This window comes from Micromonospora sp. NPDC006766 (assembly GCF_040636055.1).
In the GTDB taxonomy this organism is placed as follows: domain Bacteria; phylum Actinomycetota; class Actinomycetes; order Mycobacteriales; family Micromonosporaceae; genus Micromonospora.
Genome location: NZ_JBEYIX010000010.1, coordinates 17389 through 37650, shown reverse-complemented (window position 1 = coordinate 37650; position 20262 = coordinate 17389). Strand labels below are relative to the sequence as shown.

Sequence of the window (20262 nt, the reverse complement as noted above, 5' to 3'; positions counted from 1 at the left end):
GCCAAGGGTAGCCGCATCACCCTGCCGATCTACCGGGCGTGCCCCCTACCGTCGTTGCGGGTCGCCTTGGCGACGTCGAGCAGGTGAGCCAGCCGGTACCGCAACACCCGCGCCTGCCCTGTGGACAGCACAAGGCTGGCTGCGGCAGTGCCTTCCACGCTGGTCAGGTTCACCATCGGCTCGGCGGTCGGACCCAGGGCCTGAACGAGGGCCACGTCAGCGATGAACGCCTCCGGGCGGTTGGTGTCCGTATGGCGGGCGCGGGAGCGATGCTGCCCCCGACGCTGGCAGTCGTGTCGGTCGCACCAGCGCGGGTGGCCGAGCTCGGCCGGGTCGGCAAGGGTGCCGGTCGGAAACACGTGTACGTAGCCGCAAGGCCGGTGGACGTCGGGTGCCATGCCGACCGGGTGGGAACTCAGCCCGGCCCGTGCGATCTCCGCGCTCGCAAGGGTGGCGTGCACGTTGCAGGTGTACGCGCAGGCCTCGAGAGAGTCATCCGCGTACAGCTCGATGCGGACCGTCGCGGATTCTCCACAGGCGGGCAGGGTGATGGGTAGGGTGCTCACGGGTCGCCTCCCTGGGGCGATCAAGGCCCCCGGTCGGCGGTGCAGTCGCTGGCCGGGGGCCGCTCTGTTGTCTGACCACGGCAAACGTACAGCTACTGAACGTCTAGATGCTAGACGTTCAGACACTGAACAACCCCGAACACGTACAGATCATGTGCGTGCCTACGCTCTCGCCCATGACGAGCCCGCTGTCCAACGTGCCGCTCTACCGGCAGTTGGCGGACCTGCTCGCACAGCAGATCGAAGAGGGCAAGCTCCTCCCAGGGCAGCCGCTGCCGAGCGAACTGCACTTGCAACAGACCTACGGTGTGGCTCGGGGCACCGTGCGAATGGCCATGCAGGAGCTACGGAGTCGGGGCCTCGTCGTCACCGTTCACGCACGCGGCACCTTCGTCGCTGATCAGTAGCCCGGCCCGCCCTCGGAACAGCCCCGCCGATCGTGACCACGGCCGACACGGTGTACCCATCGCCTTGAGATCTTGGTGCGAAACGGCCCCTGTAGGGCCGAAAGCTTCCAAGATCTCAGGTGGTCCTGCGCTGGCCGCTGGTAGTGCGGCCGTTCGTCGACAAGTGTCGACTTCTCGGCGACCGGGTACCTCCTGGGTGTCACGCGTGGCTGCCACTGCTCTCCCCCGGCCTCCACGCAGCAGGTCAGGAGGTGTCAAAATGAAGATTTTGTCCCGCCGAAACGGACCGGCGCGAAGTCAGGACGTGAACGGCGACGGCATCGTCGACGACCGCGACCGCGACCCGGTCGCCGTCGCCGAGGCCGACGGCGACCCGCGTACGCCGGACCGCATGGCCGAGCCCCGAACGGCGGACCGGGCCGACGTGCGGCGACGGGCGGCGGCGCGGGCCGCACCCGGCCAGCCACTCGGCACAGAGCCTCGGAGTGACCGCGCCACGGCCGACCCGGGCCCGCGCCCCGGACGCACCGTCGACATGGACCGGGACGACCGGCTGGACCGGCCGCTGGACCGGGACGACCGGCCGGATCGGCCGCTGGACCGCGCCGACCTCGACGGCCGGGTGGTGCCGGCGGCGCTCGGCCCGAAGCCCCGGGCGAGCCTGCTGGCCACCGTCGGCCTGATCGTCTCGGTGGTCGGCGCGCTGTTCGTGCTGACCGGCACCCTCGCCGGCTACGGCATCGGGCTCGGTGCGGTCGGGGCGGTCCTCGCCGTGCTCGGACTGATCGCCACCCGCCGCCGGCACGTGGCCGGCAAGACCGACGCGCTGATCGGCATCGTGGTCGGCCTCGCCGCGGTGGTGCTCGGGGTGGTGGCGATGACCGGCCAGTTCGACTGGCCGACCACCGGTGGCGAGTGGGTCGGCCGGTTCCGGGAGTGGCTTGATTCACAGTTTGCCGGTCTGTTCTGACGGGCACTGTCCCGCTCGCCGGCGCAGCGCCGGCCCGCCCGATCAGTTCTGGTGGTTTCACCAGCCGGGCACCCTCTCTCTTCGGGGGCGGCGGTTCGCCGCCCCCGAAGTGTGCTTAGCGACCGGCCCCCCGTCTACGCAACGATCAACCGCAGAACGCGCCTCAGACGCAACGATCCCACGTTGAACGCAACTTCCCACGGTGGATGTCGCCGACCCGCGCCGCATACCGTTGGACCACGGCGCCAGCCCGTAGGCCGACGGTGGCCGGGCGCGCCCGACCCCTGGGAGCACGACAATGACGATGGCCACCCGCCAGCGCTACCTGATGTGCCGGCCGACATACTTCGCCGTCGACTACGCGATCAACCCGTGGATGGACCCCACCGCGTCGGTCGACGCCGACCTGGCGATCCGGCAGTGGGAGCAGCTCCGCCAGACGTACGTCGACCTGGGCCACGAGGTCGAGCTGATCGACCCGGTCGCCGGCCTGCCGGACATGGTCTTCGCCGCCAACGGCGGCACGGTGATCGACGGCAAGGCGATGGCGGTGCAGTTCCGCGACCCGGAGCGCGCCGACGAGGCCCCCGCCTACCGTGACTGGTTCGAGGCGGCCGGCTTCGAGATGTACGACCCGAAGCAGGTCAACGAGGGCGAGGGCGACGTCCTGCTGGTCGGCGACTACCTGCTCGCCGGCACCGGGTTCCGCACCGCGCACGCCTCACACGCGCAGCTGCAGGAGGTCTTCGGCTACCCGGTGATCACCATGCAGCTGGTGGACCCGCGCTTCTACCACCTGGACACCGCGCTCACCGTGCTCGACGAGCGGACCGTGGCCTACCTGCCGGAGGCGTTCTCGCCGGGCAGCCAGGCGGTGCTGCGCCGACTCTTCCCGGACGCGGTCCACGCGACCATGGCCGACGCCGAGGTGCTGGGGCTGAACGCGGTCAGCGACGGCAAGCACGTGGTGCTGCCCGCTCAGGCCACCGAACTCGCCGCCAAGCTGCGCGACCGGGGCTACCAGACCATCGGGATCGACCTGTCCGAGCTGCGCAAGGCCGGCGGCGGACCGAAGTGCTGCACGTTGCGACTCCGCCAGGGAAAGGCAGTCAAGTGATCATCGACGACACGCTGCGGACGCCGTCCGCTGTACGGGACGCGGAGCGGCACACGGCGCACAACTACCACCCGCTGCCCGTGGTGGTCTCGTCCGCCGAGGGCGCCTGGGTGACCGACGTGGACGGCCGCCGTTACCTGGACTGCCTGGCCGGCTACTCGGCGCTGAACTTCGGTCACCGGCACCCGAAGCTGATCGAGGCCGCGCACGCGCAGCTCGACCGGCTCACCCTGACCAGCCGCGCGTTCATCCACGACCAGTTCGCCGACTTCTGCCGCGAGCTGGCCGAGCTGTGCGGCAAGGACCTGGTGCTGCCGATGAACACCGGCGCCGAAGCGGTGGAGACCGGCGTCAAGGTCGCCCGCAAGTGGGGCTACCAGGTCAAGGGCGTGGCCCCGGGCCAGGCGAACATCGTGGTCGCCGAGGGCAACTTCCACGGCCGGACCACCACCATCGTCAGCTTCTCCACCGACGAGGACGCCCGCGCCGACTTCGGGCCGTACACCCCCGGCTTCACCATCGTGCCGTACGGCGACCTGGACGCGCTGACCGCCGCGATCGACGAGAACACCGTCGCCGTGCTGCTCGAGCCGATCCAGGGTGAGCAGGGCGTCGTGGTGCCCCCGGAGGGCTACCTGCCGGGCGTCCGCCGGGTCTGCACCGAGCGGAACGTGCTCTTCATCGCCGACGAGATCCAGTCGGGTCTGGGGCGGACCGGCGCCACCTTCGCCTGCGACCACGAGGGCGTCGTCCCGGACATGTATCTGCTGGGCAAGGCGCTCGGCGGCGGCATCGTGCCGGTCTCCGCGGTGGCCGCGAACGCCGACGTGCTCGGCGTGCTCCAGCCGGGCCAGCACGGCTCGACGTTCGGCGGCAACCCGCTGGCCTGCGCCGTCGCCACCGAGGTGGTCCGACTGCTGGCCACCGGCGAGTTCCAGCGGCGCTCGGCCGAGCTGGGCGAGCGGCTGCACGCCGGCCTGCGCGGCCTGATCGGCAAGGGCCTGCTCGCCGTCCGGGGCCGTGGCCTCTGGGCCGGCCTGGACATCGACCCGGCGCTGATGACCGGCCGGCAGGCCTGTGAGCGGCTGATGGCGCGTGGCGTCCTGGCCAAGGACACCCACGGCTCGACCATCCGGCTCGCCCCGCCGCTGACGATCACCGAGGAGGAGATCGACCACGCGGTGGCCCAGCTCGCCGCCGTGCTGGCGGGCTGACCCCCGTACGCGAAAGGGCGCCGGGACCCACGACGGTCCCGGCGCCCTCGCGCGTTTCCGTCAGGGACGGGGCAGGCGCATGGCCATGGTGGGGGCCTCGGCCATGACCGAGTTGGGGGTGAACTTCGCGTCGCTGTGCAGTGCGTCGGCGCGGGCGACCTGCACACCCGGGTAGAGCTCGATGATGTCGCCCTTGCCCAGCACCCGGGACTGCTGCGGGGCCAGCGCGACCCGGTCCGCCTCGGCCATCGAGCCGCCCGGCCGGACACCCGAGCCGTTGGTGCTGGTGTCGGTGACGACCACCTCACCTGCCCGCAACTCGAACCGGACGTGGCTGCGGCTGATCCAGCGCCGCGTCTCGTCGTTGAGCCACTGACCGAGCACGATCCCGCCCGAGGAATCGGGTGCCCGCCCGACCAGCACCGGCTGGGCCTCGGTCAGCACGAACCGCCGCCGGACCAGCCCGCCGATCCGGACCGCCAGCACCTCGGTACGCGGTCGCGGCCCGGCGTCGCCGAGCCGGGCGCCGTGCCGCGGGCAGGTCGGCACGCCGTTGCGCAGGGAGGGCGGCGGCTGCCCGGCCGGGGCGCGGTCGACCCGGGCCAGGTCGGCGAAGGCGCCACCGCCCCCGCCGCCGCCGAAGAGCGCGCACCCGGACTCGGGGCAGCGCCACTGCCGGGCCAGCAGCTTCGCGCCGGCCGGTGACCGGCCACCGGAGGCCGGGCTCTGCCCGCCGCCGACGTGCGCGATGAACACCGGGCCGCCGGCGCCGGGCACCGGGGCGAGCACTCGACCGGCCTGGCCGAGCCACGGGTAGCGACCGCCCAGCCCGTCGAAGCGGACCCGGCTGAGCACCGGCAGCCCGAGCAGGTCGGCCACCTCCAACATCCGGTCGCCGGGGTGGTCCAGCACCTCGACCAGGCCGTCGTCGGCCCAGCGCCGGACCACCATCCGCTCGTTGGAGGTCAGGTCGGCGTCGGAGAGCAGCGCCCGATGCACGATCGCGTAGACCGGGACGCTGTCTTCCTCAAGTTGCCGGGACAGGGCGTCGATCACCATGCCGAGCCGCAGCAGGCTGGCCGGCCGCCCGCCGTCCAGGTCCTGCCAGCGGATCACCTCGGCCAGGTCCACCACGGCCCGCGTCATCGAGGGATCGGTGGAGACCCGTCCCTCGATGGCGTCGAGCACCTTGCTGATCTCAAATCTCATGCGGCGCTCCGGACGAAGTCGTCGGTCCGCCGGGTCGGGGTCAGTCGACCCGACGCGTCCCGCACCGCCACGGCGGTGAGCACGTCTGCCATGCGCCGACCCTACCGGGCGCGTCTTCCGCGTCCCGGCCCCGGCACACGCCCGACCCGGCCCGGCACACGCCCGACCCGACCCAGGGCCGGATCAACCGGCCCGCAGCGGGCGGCCGACCTCGTGCAGGTGTGCGAGGGCCTGCCGGTACGACTCGACCAGCCCGGTCTCCGCGTACGGGATGCCCTGCTCGGCGCAGTACGCCTGCACGATCGGCCGGGCCCGGCGCAGGTTGGCCCGGGGCATGTTCGGGAAGAGGTGGTGTTCGATCTGGTAGTTCAGCGCGCCCAGCGCCACGTCCACGAACCGGCCACCCCGCACGTTCCGTGAGGTGAGCACCTGCTTGCGCAGAAAGTCCAGGTCGTCGTCGCCGGTCGGCATCGGCATGCCCTTGTGGTTCGGGGCGAACGCGCACCCCATGTAGAGCCCCCAGAGCCCCTGGTGGACGGCGATGAAGAGCAGGGCCTTCCCGGGCGACATCACCGCGAACAGCAGGCCGAGGTAACCGGCGGCGTGCGCGACGAGCAGCAGCGCCTCGACCGCCCGGTGCCGTACCGGGGTGCGCCACCGGCCGCCCTCCCGGCCGGCCAGCGCCTGCACGCTCGCCACGTGCAGCGCCAGCCCCTCCAACAGGAGCAGCGGGAAGAAGAGCCACGCCTGCCGTCGGGCCAGCCACCGGCCCGTCCCCCGGGTCGCCGCCGCCTGCTCGTGCGTCCAGACCAGTGCGCCCGCCCCGACGTCCGGGTCCTCGTCGGTGTGGTTCGGGTTGGCGTGGTGCCGGTTGTGCTTGTCGACCCACCAGCCGTAGCTGAGCCCGACGGCAAGGTTGCCGGCGATCAGACCGGCCAGTTCGCTCGGGCCGCGTCGACGGAACATCTGCCGGTGGCCGGCGTCGTGCCCGAGGAACGCCACCTGGGTGGTGACCACCGCCATCGCGGCCGCCAGCAGCACCTGCGTCCAGGAGTCCCCGACTGCGACCACCACCGCCCAACCGGCCAGGAAGGCGCCGAGGGTGAGCCCGATCCGGGCCGCGTACCAGCCTGGTCGGCGGGTCAACAGCCCGGCCGCGGCGACCCGGCGGGACAGCCGGGCGTAGTCGCTGCCCCGCCCGGCCGGTGGCACCGTCAACGTCGATGAGGTCATGCGGGTACCCGTCTCCTCGGTCGGTGCGTCACGCCGGCAGCGCAACTCTCCGTAACCAAGCATGCCTTGATCGACTGCGTTGGGTAATCCAGCCAACCCCCCAGCTGCGGGTGGTGTTTTCCCTACCACGACAATCCGGAGAAGGACGTCAACCCAGCCGGCCGACCAGGGTGCGCAGCCGGGCCAGGTCGCGCCGCCGCCGCTCGTAGGTGGCGGCGAGCGCGATCAGCGCCAGCCCGCCCAGGCCGAGGAAGATCCAGCGGGGCAGCAGGTCCCAGCCCCGGGCCAGCTCGTGCAGTGCCAACGGGACCAGCGTGGCCGCGCCCAGCAGGACCGGTGCCTGCCAGCGTCGGGCCGCCCCGCTGAGCACCGCGCCCAGCGCCGCCACGCCGAGTGCCAGCCGGCGGCCCGGCTGGGGGTCCGCCGCCACCAGCACCGACACCAGGCTGGGCAGCAACGCCGCGACGAGCCCCGGTCCGAGCGCCAGCCAACTGTTCAGGCCGGGCCGGGTGCGCAGCGCCACCAGGCCGGTGCCGAGTGCGAGCGCCGCCGCCGGCACGGTGTACGCCTCCAGCACGGCCACCCCGCCTGCGGCCAGCAGCAGCCAGCCGCCGAGCAGTTCGCTGCCGCCCGCGACACCGGCGAAGACCCAGCGCCGGGTCAACGGTTCACCCCGACGCACCACCCGCACCGCCACGGCCGCGCCCCACAGCGCGCAGATTGCCGCCGCGTGCCGCAACGCGCCGCCGGTGAGCAGCAGCGCCAGCAGTGCGACCGCCTGTACAGCCACCTCCAGCGCCACCGCGTCGCCCGGGCCGGCGCCGGGCCTCCCGGCCGTCCGGGACGCCGCCACCGCACCGGCCGTCCGGGCGCGCAGCAGCGGCACGGCGTGCAGGGCCGGCACCGCCACGGCCAGCACCGTGAAGGCGGCGGTACGCAGCGGCAGACCACCGGCCAGCGACGCGGTCACCGCGAAGCCGGTGGCCGCGGCCAGGGCCAGCAGCCAGCCGGCGAGCCGGGTGCCGGGGTGCCGCCCGACCACCCCGACCACGGCCGCCGCTACGACCACCGCGCCCAGCCCGGCGAGCGTTCCGGCCCGGGTGGCGAGCAACCCGCTCAACCCGGCGAGACCCAGCACCAGCCCGAGCGGCAGGGCGACCGGCACCAGCAGCGGACGCGGCGCGGCGAGCGCCGCCACCAGCAGCACGGCCAGCCCGATCGCGCACGCCACCGCGGGCACCACCGGCCACGGCGCGCCGACCGCCGCCAGCAGCACCGGCAGGGCGATCGCACCGAGCGGCAGCGCGGCCAGCGCCGGCAGCCACCGGCCGCCATTTCGCACCGTCGCGACCCGGGCGTACGCCCCGCCGGCGAGCCCGACCAGCAGCAACGCCAGCCCGGCACGGCCCGCGTCCGGCACCGGCGCCACGGCCGGCACCCCGGACCAGACCGGCACGGGCAGTTCCAGCAGCACCCGCAGGACCGCCGGGGCGGCGGCGAGCAGCGCCAGCGCGGCCAGCCCCGCGCCGACCACCCGCGGCGCGGTGCCGGGCCGGGTGGCCGCGCCGGCGGCGAGGGCCAGCAGCACACCCGCCGCGGCGTAGAGCGACACCGGTTCGGCGCCGGGTACGACCAGCGGGGCGACCCCGATCGAGGCGAGCGCGACGGCGAAGCCCGCCGAGGCGTACCCGTGCAGGTCGGGCCAGTGCCGACGGACGGCGGGTACGGCGAGCGTCAGCAGCGCGACGGCGACGGCCGCGCCGCGCAACTGCCACCAGGGCGGCGCGCCGAACCCGATCAGCGCGACCGCCACCCCCGCCGGCACGGCGAGCAGCGCCACCGCCAGCGCCACGCCGGCGACAGCCCGCTGTGCGGCCTCGCCCCGACGACCGCGCGCCGCCACGGCCGGGCCGAGGGCGGCGAGCAGGACCAGTGCGGCAGCCGCCCCGGCCGGCGCGGCGCAGCCGACCAGCAGGGCGTGGCCGAAGAGGACCGCCGCGGCCAGAGCGCAGGCCAGCACAGCCGGCAGCCGCCGGGCCGGGCGAAGCACGGCGGCGACCAGCAGCGCGGTGGCCGCGACCAGGTCGATCGTCAGCACCAGCGGCCACGGGGTGGCCGCGACGGCCGGCGCGGCCAACACGGCCAGCGCCCCACCGATCACCCCGACCAGCGGCCGGGCGGCCCGGGACAGCAGCAACGCCACCGCCCCGGCGGTGAGCAGGACGGCGACCGGAAGCTGCCAGCCCCAGGCCGGGGTCGGTATCGTCCTGCCGCCCTGCCAGGCCGGGAACGCGGCGAGCGCGCCCGCCCCGGCAACGAGCACGGTGAGGGTCGTGGCGACCTGGCCCAGCCCGGCCGCCACCACGAACGCGCCCACCCGCGGCCCGGTCCGCAGCCGCGCCGGCAGAGCCCGGACCGCGCCGGCCGACCCGGCCACGACCAGCCCGGCCGCCAGCAGCAACAGCCCCGGACGCAGCGTGCCGACCGGCCGGATCAGCGCGGTGGCCAACGCCGGCACCAGCAGCCCGGCGACGACCGACCGGTACACCCGGCCGCCGGCGGTCAGCGCCCCGGCGAACAGGGCCAGCGTCACCAGCAGCAGCGGACCACCGGCCAGCAGCGGGGTGCCGGCCGCCCGGCCGCGCACGAGAGGCACCAGCGCACAGCCAGCCGCGGCGGCGAGCGCCGTGGCGTGCCCGACCCAGCCGAGCACCCGCCCGGCCAACACCGTGGTCGACGTCCCGCTGCCGACCCGACCGCGCAGGAGCACCACCACCGCGAGGTCACCCAGGGCCAGGCCGGTGAGGACCAGCGCCCAGCCGGCGGGCGACGGCTCCGCCTCGACCGCGGCCAGCGGCAGCACGGGCTGCGCGGCCAGCAGCGCCGCGAACCACGGCACGGTGAGCCGGCTGAGCCGCGCGTACCCGGCCGCGACCGCCGCGCTGGCCCCCCCGACCAGCGCGGCGTACCGGCTCCCCGGCCAGCTGGCCACCCCGAACAGGTTCACCGACCAGGCGGCGTACCCGTCGAGGAGCACCAGCAGCAGCCCCACCGCGGCGAACGTCTCGGCGGTGCCGCGCAGCCCGCGCCAGCGCGCGACCAGCGGCCCGGCGAGGGCGAGCCCGGTGAAGCCGAGCAGGATCAACGCCCGGCCGCCGACCCCGAAGGCGGCCCAGGCGACTGCGGTGAAGACCACCGCCGCGGTGCCCAGCAGCAGCCCGCCGAGCACGAAGAGGAGGCTCTGCACGGTCCGGGTCGAAGCCTCCGCGCCCCCGGGCCGCGGGGCGGCGGCCGCCATCGGTCGCGGCGGCGGCCCCACCGGATGCGTCGGCGACATCGAGTCGAGCGGGCGCGGCGCGGGGATCTCCGATCGGATTCGCGCGGCCAGCTCCGTCCGGCGCTGCCGAGCCGCGCCGAGTCGGGCCGTCAGCTCCTGGTACGCGACCCGGGCGCGCTCGACCTGCGGGGTCAGCGTGGCGATCTCCCGGTCCAGCCGGATCACCTCGGCGGCCGGCGGATACGGCGGGCGACCGCAGCCGGGGCAGCCGGAGACGAGATCGGCGGGGGTACCGCAGCCGGGGCAGGGGTAGCCGGTTTGCTCCACGCCGCCATCGTCGTGACCGGCGGGCCGGCCGGCCAGAGTAGCCGTACTTAGGAACGGGTCTGCTCGTGCACCCAGGACGCGTAGGCGGTGTCGCCGCTCTCCACCCGGGTCACCAGGATCTCCGGAACCTCGTACGGGTGGTTGGCGCGGATCTGGTCGACCAGGGCGTCCACTCGGTCCGGTGCGGTCTTGAACTGCACCGACCACTCGCCCGTGGTCTGGATCGTGGACTGCCACCAGTAGGTGCTGTCCACCTGGCCACCGACCTGGGCGCACGCCGCCAGGCGTCCCTCGACGGCCGCGGCCGCCAGCACGTCCGCGACCCGGCGGGCGTCCACCACCGTCGTCACCACGCAGATCTGCTCCACGGAGCGCACGATACGTGGCGTTCCCGCAGTCCGCCGCCGCTTGTCGAGGTCAGTCGGGGCCGGCCCCGTCCCGGTTCGCCGCGATCCACCGGTCGATCCGCGCCCACCAGTCGAAGAGCCAGTCGATGCGCTCCTGCCGCCCGACGGGGATGTCCTCGGGCGGCACCGACCAGAACCGCATCACGATCCGCTTGTCCATCGGCAGCTCCCGCCACACGTCGGTGACGGTGCGCATCCGGTCCAGTCCGGTGTGGGCGACGAAGACGACCCCGGCCCCCGGCGCGGCGTCCAGGGCGGCCAGCAGCCCGCCCGGTTGCGGGGCGAGCACGTGCCGCATCCGCTCGGCGCGGGACGCCATCCGCTCCAGCCCGAGCGCGTGCAGCCGGGCGATCGCCCGCAGCCGCCGCTTGGGGGTGAAGTTACCGCCCTCCGGGAAGATCACGAACGCGGCGTCGCCGTCCAGGCCCCTGGCGAGGTGGCCGATCTGCGCGAGGACCGCCTCCCGGCCGTCCGGTCCGGACGCGATGAACCGGTTGGGCAGCCGGTTGAGCAGGACGTCGATCGCCGGGTCCCACTGGAGGCTCTCCTTGAGCACGATCCGTGGTTCCCGGTGGAACCAGTTCATCAGGGCGTGGATCAGGATGAACGAGTCGCCGGGCCCGGCGTGCCGGCAGATCACCAGGCCGGGGCCGCCGGGTAGGGCGACGTCCGGATCGGTGCCGGCCACGTCGATGCGTAGCCGCAGCGCCCAGCGGGCCTGCCAGAACAGCACCCGCAGGAACCAGCCGGCGAGCAGGTAATGCGCCCGTTGAAAGGCCGGTGACCGCTTGCGCGCGCCGAAGCCGGAGGCCACCCAGAGCCCGAAGAGGGCGAGCAGCGCGGCGGCGTCCCAGACCAGGTAGACCGTGCCGATCCAGAGCAGCCGCAGCGGTCGCAGCCGCCCCGGGACCAGCGGTGAGGCGGCCAGCGCCAGCAACGCCCACACCGGCAGCGTGGCCACCACGGCGAGCGCGAGCAGCACCACACCCGGGGCCAGCAACAATCGGCGTGCCCACCGGGGCGGCAGCGGCATCAGCGCTCCAGCCGGGCGTCCAGGTAGCGGCGGGAGGCGGTGTACGCCCGGCTGATCCGACGGCCCACGGCCGCCAGGTCGCGGTACGCCCACGGGCTGTCATCGCGCGGCTCCAGCCCTCCGGTGGGCAGCACGTGCACCTCCACCCCGTCGGGCAGGGCCGCCATCTCCCGGGCGAACCGGTGCCGCCGGGCGATCTCGAAGGCCACCTGGGCGATCTCCCAGGGGCGCTGCGGCGGGCTCAGCTCGCGCTCGATCCGCCCCACCTGGAGGACGAAGATCTGCGTGGCGCCGGCGGCGACGGCTTCCCCGACCGGGATGGAGTTGACCACCCCGCCGTCGATGTAGTGCTGGCCGTCGATCTCGGTCGGCGGCAGCAGCCCCGGCACCGAGGCGGAGGCGAGCACCGCGGGCACCACCTGTCCGCTGTGGAACCAGTGCTCGGCGGCGCGCTCAATGTTCGCCGCGCAGCAGCGGAACGGCACCTTCAGGTCGGCGAAGGTGGTCTCCTCGCCCAGCTCGTTCTCCAGCAACCGGCGCAGCGGCCGGGGCGAGTGCAGGTGGGTACGTGCGGCGAAGCGGCGCAGCTGCCGGGCCACCGAGTCGCCGTACACCTCGCTCGCCTCCGGCGAGGCCCAGAGCCGCACCAGCCGGTCGGTGACCGCCTCGGTCGGGTCGGCGGCGACCAGGGCGCCGTTGACCGCGCCGATCGAGGTCCCGAGCACCATGTCGGGCCGGATCCGGGCCCGGAACAGGGCGCGGAGCATGCCCACCTCGACCGCGCCGAGCACGCCTCCACCGCCGAGCACGAACGCCACGGGACCGCCAGCCATGCCAATCATCCTGGCATGGGCCCGAAGGACGGCCCGCCCGAGCCGACCGGCGGGACACCCGCGGTCACCCCGAGCAACTGTCGAAGTGCACTTTGCAATGGAGGACCGGACAGCCGTTGACAGCCCGGACACATTCCCGCAACCTGATACCTCTCCCAAGCCCAGGCAGGTGCCATGTGAAGGCCTCACTGCACGCCGGCAGGCTGCTGGCCCGCAGGTACCGGCTCATCGACCAGATCGGGGCCGGCGGCATGTCGGTGATCTGGCGTGCCCGGGACGAGGTGCTGGACCGGGTCGTGGCGCTGAAGGTGCTCGCCCCCTCCCTCGCCGCCGACGCCCGGTTCCGCGACATGGTGCGCGAGGAGGCCCGTTCCGCCGCCCAACTGGTGCACCCGCACGTCACCGCCGTGCACGACTACGGCGAGACGCTGGCGCCCGACGGCGGCATCACCCCGTTCGTGGTGATGGAGCTGCTCAGCGGCGAGGAGCTGGAGCACCGGCTGATCGACGGGCCACTGCCCTGGCCGGAAGCCGTGGAGATCGGGGCCCAGGTCGCCGAGGCGCTGTCCGCCGCGCACCGGCTCGGCATCGTGCACCGGGACATCACCCCGGCGAACGTGATGATGACCCGGGTCGGCGCAAAGGTCCTCGACTTCGGCATCGCCACCCGGGTCGGCGCACCCGACGAGGACGAGGACGGCGGCACGTTCGGCACCCCGGCGTACGTCGCACCGGAGCGGCTGGACGGGGCGCCGGCCCAGCCCGCCACCGACGTCTACTCGCTGGGCGTGCTGCTCTTCGAGACGCTGACCGGCCAGCCGCCGTACCCGGCGGACACCTGGGAGCAGCTCAGCGTGACGCTCGCCGAGACCGGGCCGCCGGCGCTGGACGTACCCGGCCTGCCGCCGCCGGTCGCGGACGTCTGCCTGCGCTGCCTGGACCGCGACCCGCGGCGGCGGCCCACCGCGCACCAGGTGGCCACCGTGCTGCGCGACCAGCTCCTGCCCGCCGGGACCGGTGTGGACGCCGTCGAAGAGGCCGGGGCCGCCGGGACCGCTCCGGACGCCGTCGAAGAGGCCGGGGCCGCCGGGACCGTTCCGGACGCCGCCGGGGTGCCGGTGCCCTCCGGTCCAGACGGCGACGGACCGGGGACGGCCGGGCCGCGGCGGAACGAACGCCGGCGAGGGCTGCCGCTGGCGGTGGTCGGTGTGGTCGTGGTGGTCGGCGGCGGTATCGCTCTGCTGGCACCCGCCCTGCTTCCGGAGCGGGAGCCATCGCCCGGGGCGCTCCCGACCACCGCGCCGGCGGTGGTCCCCTCCGCGGCGCCGTCGAGCCCCGACCCGCCGCGGACGGAACCGCCGCCCCCCAGCCCGACCCGGCCGGCCCCGACCACCAGCAGCGACGTGTCGGTGCCGCCGGGCGGCGGCCTGCTCGACGCGGCCGACCGGATGGACAGGCTCATCGAGGCGGGGCTGGCGGCCGGTCAGATCCGGGACGACGTCGGCGTCGACCTGCGCAACCTGCTGCGCAACGCGGCCGCCGCGACCGGCGAGGGCGCGCTGACCAGCGCGGTGGAGCGGCTCCGCGCGAAGATCGGCGAGCGGCAGCGCGAGGGCAGCATCAGCCCGGCGTACGCCACCCGGCTCGACGCGGCCGCCGCCCAGCTCGCCGCGGCCCGGTCCGGATCGCTCAACGGGTGACCGGCGTGGGCTCCCGCCGCCCCGGACGCGCCGCCCCGGCGGCGAGGAAGCTGCGGTAGACCGACTCGTAGTCGCCGGCCATCCGCTCCGCGGAGAAGTTCTCCGCGACGTGCGCCACGCAGTCGGCCGGGTCCAGGCGGGACGAATCGAGCAACGCCGCCGGCAGCTCGTCGGGGTGGTCGCAGATCAGCCCGGTCAGGCCGGGGCGGACCAGTTCCGGTACGGCGCCCCGGCGCAGCGCCACCACCGGCGTGCCGGTCGCCATCGCCTCCAACATCACGATGCCGAACGGTTCCTCCCACTGGATCGGCATGATCAGGCACCGGGCGTCGACCAGCAGCCGCAGGCTCGCCTCCCGGTCGGCGTTCAACACCAGAGTCACGGCCTCGTCGAGCAACGGCTCGACCACCTGCTCGAAGTAGCGGCGTTCGGCCGGCTCATTGCACTTGCCAGCCAGGGTGAGCGGCAAACCGGCCTGACGGCAGGCGCGGATCGCCACGTCGGGCCCCTTGTCCGGGCTGAAGCGGGCGAGCCAGAGCACCGGTCCGCGTCCCGGCGCCCGCTTACGCGGGAAGCCCCGCAGCGGCATCGCGTTGTGCACCGTTCCCACCCAGGGCAGGCCCGGGTTCGCCCGGCGCTGGGCGTGTGAGATCGCCACCAGCCCCACCCCTTGGTCGGTGTCGCTGAGCACCGTGCCGTACTCCCCCACCGGGTTGCCGTGCACGGTGGCCACCGTGGGCACCGCCCGACGGCCGGCGACCAGCGGCCCGATGGTGGTGTGGTCGTGGATCACGTCGAATTCGGCGGGTCCGACCAGATGGTTGACCCGGGCCAGGTGAGCCAGCTCGGGCAGGGATTCGCCGAGCCGGGGGTACTGGAGTTCCGCACCGGTGGACACGAAATCGGCACTGGTGCCGTGTTCCCGCCCGGTGCCGAAGACGGTCACCGCGTTGCCGCGGTCGATCAGCGCGTCCACCAGCCCGGCCACCACCTGTTCGAGGCCGCCATAGCCGGGCGGCGGCACCGACAGCCACGGCGGCACCACCATGGCGACCCGCAACGGCCGGGCCGGCGTACGGTCCGACGGCTGGTGGTTCACGAGTCCTCCCCGAGGGTCCCGGCGTTGCTGATCGACGACGCTTTCCCGGCGTGACCGGGAGTAAACGGGCGCGGCCGGCTGGCGGGGGCGGAACGGTCAGCCGGTGACCATGATCCGGTCGTGCACCTCGCGGATTCCCGGGGTGGCCCAGGCGGCCCGTTCCGCCTCCTCCCGCTGCCACCACGACCGGACTACCCCGTCGAGCAGCACGGCGTCCCCGCTGACCCCTACCCGGATGCGGTCCGTGCCGGTCCGCCGTAGCAGGACCCGCTGCAGGTCACGGCGGGTCTGCTCGGCCGTGGACGGGGCGGGTGGCCGAACCTCGACCAGGTTCGTCACCCCGCGTACGCCGCGCAGGCGGCGCAGCTCCCGCTCGGCCGTACGCCGCTGGAACCCGTACTCCACCTCGCCGCGGAGCATGATCCAGCCGTCGGCGACGGTCACGTCCAGCCGCTCGGCCGGGACGAAGCTGTCCCACTCCAGCGTCCGACTGGCGGCGATGGCGATGTCGGCGTCGGTGCGCTCCTCGATGGCGGGCAGGCGTACCTCGAGATCGCTGGCGACGGCGCGGACCCCGCGTACCCGATGCGCGCAGCGCTCGGCCGCCCAACGCCGGGCGTAGCTGTCCACCTGGCCGGTGAGCGTCACCACGCCGTCGGCGACGGTCACCCCGATGTCGGTCGGCCGGGTCTGCGCGTCCCAGTCCAGCTCGGCGAGCACGTCCCGCTGGATCTCCGGATCGATACGGACGGCGGTGGTCGTCATGGCGTCCCCTCCCGTGCGTGCGGCGGTGAGTCGAGGGTCCCGCCGGACGGGGTGAGTCGGGCTCACCCGGACCGGGTGGAGACGAAAGGGGGCGGCGGGTGACGGAGCCAACCCCCTTGACTCCGTCACCCGCCGCCCGGGAGGAGGCAGGTCTTTGTCGTTACGACGTCTCGGCGAGCGTCACGGTTGCCGTCTGGGCAGTTCCGTTCCGCTTGTACTGCACCTCGACCCGGTCGCCGACCTTGCCCGACTGGACGGCGGCCACCAGGTCGTTCGAGTCGTTGATCACCGTGTCGCCGAACCGGGTGACCACGTCGCCCCGCTGCAGCCCGGCCTTGTCCGCGGCGCTGCCCGGGATGACCGAGCCGATCAGTGCGCCACCGTCCTCGGCGCCACTCACGCTGACCCCGAGCGACGGGTGGCTGACCTTCTCGCCGCGCTGGAGCTTCCCGGCGACGTCCTTGGCCTTGTTGCTCGGGATGGCGAAGCCGACGCCGATGTTGCCGTTGCTGCCCTGTCCGGCGGTGGCGATGGCGGTGTTGATGCCGATCACCTCACCGCGGGTGTTGACCAACGCGCCGCCGGAGTTGCCCGGGTTGATCGGGGCGTCGGTCTGGAGCAGGCCGGAGATCGAGCTGATTCCCTGCCGCTGCGCCATCTGCTGGCCGCTCTCGCCGGCCTGGATGGTGCGGTCGCGGGCGCTGATGATGCCGGACGTGACCGAGCCCTGCAGGCCGAGCGGGCTGCCCAGGGCGAGGACCTGGTCGCCCACCTGCATCGCGTCGCTGTCGCCGAGCTTGGCCGCCTTCAGGCCACTCGCCCCCTCGGCCTGGACCACCGCGAGGTCGGTCTTCGGGTCGGTGCCGACGATCTTCGCTTGGGCGGTCTTGCCGTCGGCGAAGACCACCTTCACCATGTCACCGCTCGCGGAGGCGACCACGTGGTTGTTGGTCAGCACGTACCCGTCGGCGCTGAGGATCACCCCGGAGCCCTCACCGCTGTCCGTCATGATCGTGACGATGCTGTCCTGGACGGACGCCGCGATCCTCGGCAGGTCGGCGCTGTTGATCACCGGGGCCGCCGAGTAGGTACGGGTGATGGTGGTGTGCCTGCCCACCGCGAGCGCGAGCGCGCCGCCGGCCACCCCGGAGCCGAACATCAGCGCCAGGACCAGCGCGCCCGCACCGATGAACTTCCCCGCTCGGCTCGGTCGCGCCGGCTGCGGCGGGCCCCACGGCGGGACGGGCTGGCCGGGCTGGTGCGACTGCGCACCGGGATAGGGCTGGTGCTCCTGGTACGGCGGGACCGGCCCGCCGGCCGCCGTCGGGTAGCCGGCGGGGTGGTGGGTGCCGGAGCCGTAATGCGTGCCGGAGCCGTAGTGCGTGCCGGGGGCGGCGGCGTACTGCGCGCCGGCGGTGTGGTGCGGGTCGGCGGTCCAGCCGCCGGGCTGCTGCCCCCCGTACCACGAGCCGGGCTGCTGCGGCTGCCCGGAGACCGGGTACGACGGCGCGGACGGGGTCTCCGTCGGCCGGGCGTACGGGCTGACCGGCTGTACCATCTCGGTGCGGGCGGCGGAGGCGGCCTCGTCGGCGGTCCCGGCGGCCGGGGAGTCGGCCGGAACCGGCGCGGCGGCCGGGGTGAAGCTGGCGTCCGAGGACACGCTCCCGGTGCGGGGGAGCTCGGCGGTGGGGTGCGACGGCTCGGCGTCGGCGGGAGCCGGCGACCGCTGGGGGTCGGTCTCGTGGTCGGTCATGGTTCCACCTTCTCCGCTGGCACTGCGATCAGCCTGGAATACGCCTGAATGTTTTCTGAAAGTCAGTCGCCCGGTTCGACCGGCTGGGGCAACAGCGGAAGTTTGACCCGGAAGGTGGCCCCGCCGCCCGGCGTTTCGCCCACCTCGACCGTGCCGTGGTGCGCCGCCACCAGCGCGGCCACGATGGCCAGCCCCAACCCGGTACTGGTCGGCCCGCCGGCCCGCCTGGTCCGGGCCGCGTCCACCCGGTAGAACCGCTCGAAGACCCGCTCGGCCTGCTCCGGCGTGAGGCCCGGACCGGTGTCCGCCACCTCGATCACGGCCAGGTCGCCGGGCTCGACCCGCAGCCGCAGGGTCAGCGACGCGTCCGAAGGAGTGTGGGTGAGCGCGTTGGTCATCAGGTTGCCGATCACCTGCCGCAGCCGGGCGTCGTCGCCGAGCACCACCAGCGGCCCGGCGCCGGGCGCGATGTCCAGCTCGATCCGGCGCTCCGGGTCGACCGCCCGGGCCGCCTGCACCGCGTCCGAGGCGAGCATCGGCAGCTCCACCGGGGCCAGCGCGATCGGCCGTTCCCGGTCCATCCGGGCGAGCAACAGCAGGTCCTCCACCAGCAGCCCCATCCGGGCCGCCTCGTCCTCGATCCGGCGCAGCAGGCCGGCGGTCTGCTCGGGCTGCCGGGCCGCACCCTGCCGGTAGAGCTCCGCGAAGCCCCGGATGGTCGTCAGCGGGGTACGCAGTTCGTGCGAGGCGTCCGCGATGAACTGCCGCATCCGCTCCTCGGAGCGGCGGGCCCGCGCCTCGGACGCCTGCGCCTGCGCCGCCGCGTCCCGGGCGCCGGCCTCCGCGCTGCGGGCCGCCGCCTCGGACGCCGCCCGCGCGGTGAAGGCCGCCTCGATCTGGGCGAGCATCGCGTTCAACGCCCGGGAGAGCCGGCCCAGCTCGGAGGTCGGCACCGGCACTCCCTCCTCCGGGTCGGGCACCCGCCGGGTCAGGTCGCCGCCGGCGATGGCCGCCGCGGTCCGCTCTATCTCGACGAGCGGCCTGAGACTGGTACGCACGACCCCCGCGCCCACCGAGGCCATGATGATCAGTACCGCCCCACCGACCAGCAGGTCGATCCAGATCAGCTGCTTGACCGCCATGTCCACGTTGACCATGTTCTGCCCGACCGCGATGTACTGGTCCGGGCTCACCTGCTTAATCACCACCCGCCAGCGCAGATGCTTGTCAGCGGCGTCGGTGGTGAAGGCCCCGCGGTTGGCGTGCTGCTCATACCAGGAGATTTGAGTGAGCGGGCCGGGCAGGTCTTCCAGAGCGAAGGACTTCTTGTCGTAACGAACGTCACCCAGGCCTGTGGTCCGATTGGCGACGACCAACATGTAGTCGGTCGGCAGGGTGTTTTCGGTCGTGTCGACGGGAAACGCCTGCTCGACCCGGTTGAGGTATGAGCTGAGCTGGTCGTCGACCCGGCCCACCAGGTAGCTCCCCAGAAAGAACGCGGTCAGCGCGCTGATCACGACCAGCGCAGCGGCGACCAGCGCCAGCACCGAGGCGACCAGTTTGACCCGCAGCGGGATGGTGCGCAGCCAGCCCTTCGCGTCGTTGACGGGGCTCACGCCGCCGGCTTACGCAGCACGTACCCGACCCCGCGCAGGGTGTGGATCAGCCGAGGCTGCGTGTTATCGACCTTGCGCCGCAGGTAGGAGATGTAGGACTCGACGATGTTGTCGTCGCCCCGGAAGTCGTAGTTCCAGACGTGGTCGAGGATCTGCGCCTTGGAGAGCACCCGGTTGGCGTTGAGCATCAGGTAGCGCAGCAGCTTGAACTCGGTCGGCGACAGTTGCACCCGCTGGCCGGCCCGGTGCACCTCGTGGGTCTCCTCGTCCAGCTCCAGGTCGGCGAAGGTGAGCCGGGCGGGTGCCTGCTCGCCGGTGGCGGTACGCCGCAGCACCGCCCGGATCCGCGCGGTCAGCTCCTCCAGGCTGAACGGCTTGGTGACGTAGTCGTCGCCGCCGAGAGTGAGCCCGCGGATCTTGTCGTCGGTGGCGTCACGGGCGGTCAGGAAGACCACCGGGGTACGCGTACCGCCCTCCCGGAGCATCCGGATGACCTCGAAACCGTCGAGGTCGGGCAGCATCACATCGAGCACGACCAGGTCGGGCCGGTGGTCCTTGGCTGCGGCCAGGGCGGCGCTGCCGCTGGTCGCGGTGGCGACATCGAAGCCCGCGAAGCGCAGGCTCGCGGAGAGCAGCTCGAGGATGTTCGGGTCGTCTTCGACGACGAGCAGGCGAGCCTCGGTCTGGGTAGCCACCATGGCACCCATCATCCGCGCCTCGCCTGCGGTCGCGCTGG

Annotated in this window: 17 protein-coding genes; 5 read left to right on the top strand and 12 right to left on the bottom strand. The window is 73.8% G+C overall.

The window, feature by feature from the left end; translation table 11 throughout:
* Positions 1-29: 29 nt before the first annotated feature.
* A complete protein-coding gene (locus tag ABZ671_RS12855) occupies positions 30-566 on the bottom strand; it encodes a hypothetical protein (RefSeq protein WP_357855867.1) in 537 nt (178 codons plus the stop codon).
* 176 nt (positions 567-742) lie between these two features.
* Between ABZ671_RS12855 and ABZ671_RS12850 the strand changes: the two genes are divergently transcribed.
* The 4 genes from ABZ671_RS12850 to rocD all read left to right on the top strand — a co-directional run bounded on the left by ABZ671_RS12850 (position 743) and on the right by rocD (position 4274).
* A complete protein-coding gene (locus tag ABZ671_RS12850; protein WP_357855863.1) occupies positions 743-973 on the top strand; it encodes a GntR family transcriptional regulator in 231 nt (76 codons plus the stop codon).
* 259 nt (positions 974-1232) lie between these two features.
* Complete coding sequence (locus ABZ671_RS12845) at positions 1233-1943, top strand: DUF4190 domain-containing protein (RefSeq protein ID WP_357855860.1); 711 nt, start codon at positions 1233-1235, stop codon at positions 1941-1943.
* Between the two features lie 298 nt (positions 1944-2241).
* Positions 2242-3060, top strand: coding sequence for a dimethylargininase (gene ddaH / locus ABZ671_RS12840; RefSeq protein ID WP_357855857.1), 819 nt, complete (start codon positions 2242-2244; stop codon positions 3058-3060).
* Positions 3060-4274, top strand: a complete 1215-nt coding sequence (gene rocD, locus ABZ671_RS12835; RefSeq protein ID WP_357856131.1) for an ornithine--oxo-acid transaminase — start codon at positions 3060-3062, stop codon at positions 4272-4274. Before ddaH ends, rocD begins: the two co-directional genes overlap by 1 nt.
* 60 nt (positions 4275-4334) lie before the next feature.
* On the opposite strand, the gene ABZ671_RS12830 is transcribed toward rocD, so the two are convergent.
* From ABZ671_RS12830 to ABZ671_RS12805, 6 genes are all read right to left on the bottom strand, one after another.
* A complete protein-coding gene (locus ABZ671_RS12830; protein ID WP_357855854.1) occupies positions 4335-5483 on the bottom strand; it encodes an FHA domain-containing protein in 1149 nt (382 codons plus the stop codon).
* Between the two features lie 183 nt (positions 5484-5666).
* The gene (locus tag ABZ671_RS12825; protein WP_357855851.1) at positions 5667-6716 is read right to left on the bottom strand and encodes an acyl-CoA desaturase; all 1050 of its coding nucleotides are present in this window, start codon (positions 6714-6716) and stop codon (positions 5667-5669) included.
* A gap of 148 nt (positions 6717-6864) precedes the next feature.
* Complete coding sequence (locus ABZ671_RS12820; RefSeq protein WP_357855849.1) at positions 6865-10320, bottom strand: hypothetical protein; 3456 nt, start codon at positions 10318-10320, stop codon at positions 6865-6867.
* A gap of 47 nt (positions 10321-10367) precedes the next feature.
* A complete protein-coding gene (gene cutA, locus ABZ671_RS12815) occupies positions 10368-10688 on the bottom strand; it encodes a divalent-cation tolerance protein CutA (RefSeq protein ID WP_357855846.1) in 321 nt (106 codons plus the stop codon).
* Positions 10689-10737: 49 nt separating this feature from the next.
* On the bottom strand, positions 10738-11760 hold the full coding sequence (locus ABZ671_RS12810) for a 1-acyl-sn-glycerol-3-phosphate acyltransferase (protein ID WP_357855843.1): 1023 nt from the start codon (positions 11758-11760) through the stop codon (positions 10738-10740).
* A complete protein-coding gene (locus tag ABZ671_RS12805; protein WP_357855840.1) occupies positions 11760-12593 on the bottom strand; it encodes a patatin-like phospholipase family protein in 834 nt (277 codons plus the stop codon). The genes ABZ671_RS12810 and ABZ671_RS12805 overlap by 1 nt, the downstream gene beginning before the upstream one ends.
* Positions 12594-12769: 176 nt before the next feature.
* On the opposite strand from ABZ671_RS12805, the gene ABZ671_RS12800 reads away from it, so the two are divergent.
* A complete protein-coding gene (locus ABZ671_RS12800; protein ID WP_357855836.1) occupies positions 12770-14293 on the top strand; it encodes a serine/threonine-protein kinase in 1524 nt (507 codons plus the stop codon).
* On the opposite strand, the gene ABZ671_RS12795 is transcribed toward ABZ671_RS12800, so the two are convergent.
* The 5 genes from ABZ671_RS12795 to ABZ671_RS12775 all read right to left on the bottom strand — a co-directional run bounded on the left by ABZ671_RS12795 (position 14283) and on the right by ABZ671_RS12775 (position 20224).
* Positions 14283-15341 carry a glycosyltransferase family 4 protein gene (locus tag ABZ671_RS12795; protein ID WP_357856128.1) on the bottom strand — a complete coding sequence of 353 codons (1059 nt, stop codon included), beginning with the start codon at positions 15339-15341 and terminating at the stop codon, positions 14283-14285. The two genes, ABZ671_RS12800 and ABZ671_RS12795, sit on opposite strands and share 11 nt — an antisense overlap.
* Before the next feature lie 147 nt (positions 15342-15488).
* Entirely contained in the window at positions 15489-16157 is a 669-nt protein-coding gene (locus ABZ671_RS12790) for a BON domain-containing protein (protein WP_357855833.1), read from the bottom strand.
* 160 nt (positions 16158-16317) lie between these two features.
* The gene (locus tag ABZ671_RS12785; RefSeq protein ID WP_357855830.1) at positions 16318-17910 is read right to left on the bottom strand and encodes a trypsin-like peptidase domain-containing protein; all 1593 of its coding nucleotides are present in this window, start codon (positions 17908-17910) and stop codon (positions 16318-16320) included.
* 62 nt (positions 17911-17972) lie between these two features.
* On the bottom strand, positions 17973-19526 hold the full coding sequence (locus tag ABZ671_RS12780) for a HAMP domain-containing sensor histidine kinase (protein ID WP_357855827.1): 1554 nt from the start codon (positions 19524-19526) through the stop codon (positions 17973-17975).
* Positions 19523-20224 (bottom strand): response regulator transcription factor, encoded by a 702-nt coding sequence (locus ABZ671_RS12775; protein ID WP_357855824.1) that lies wholly within the window; start codon positions 20222-20224, stop codon positions 19523-19525. Before ABZ671_RS12775 ends, ABZ671_RS12780 begins: the two co-directional genes overlap by 4 nt.
* Positions 20225-20262 lie beyond the last annotated feature (38 nt).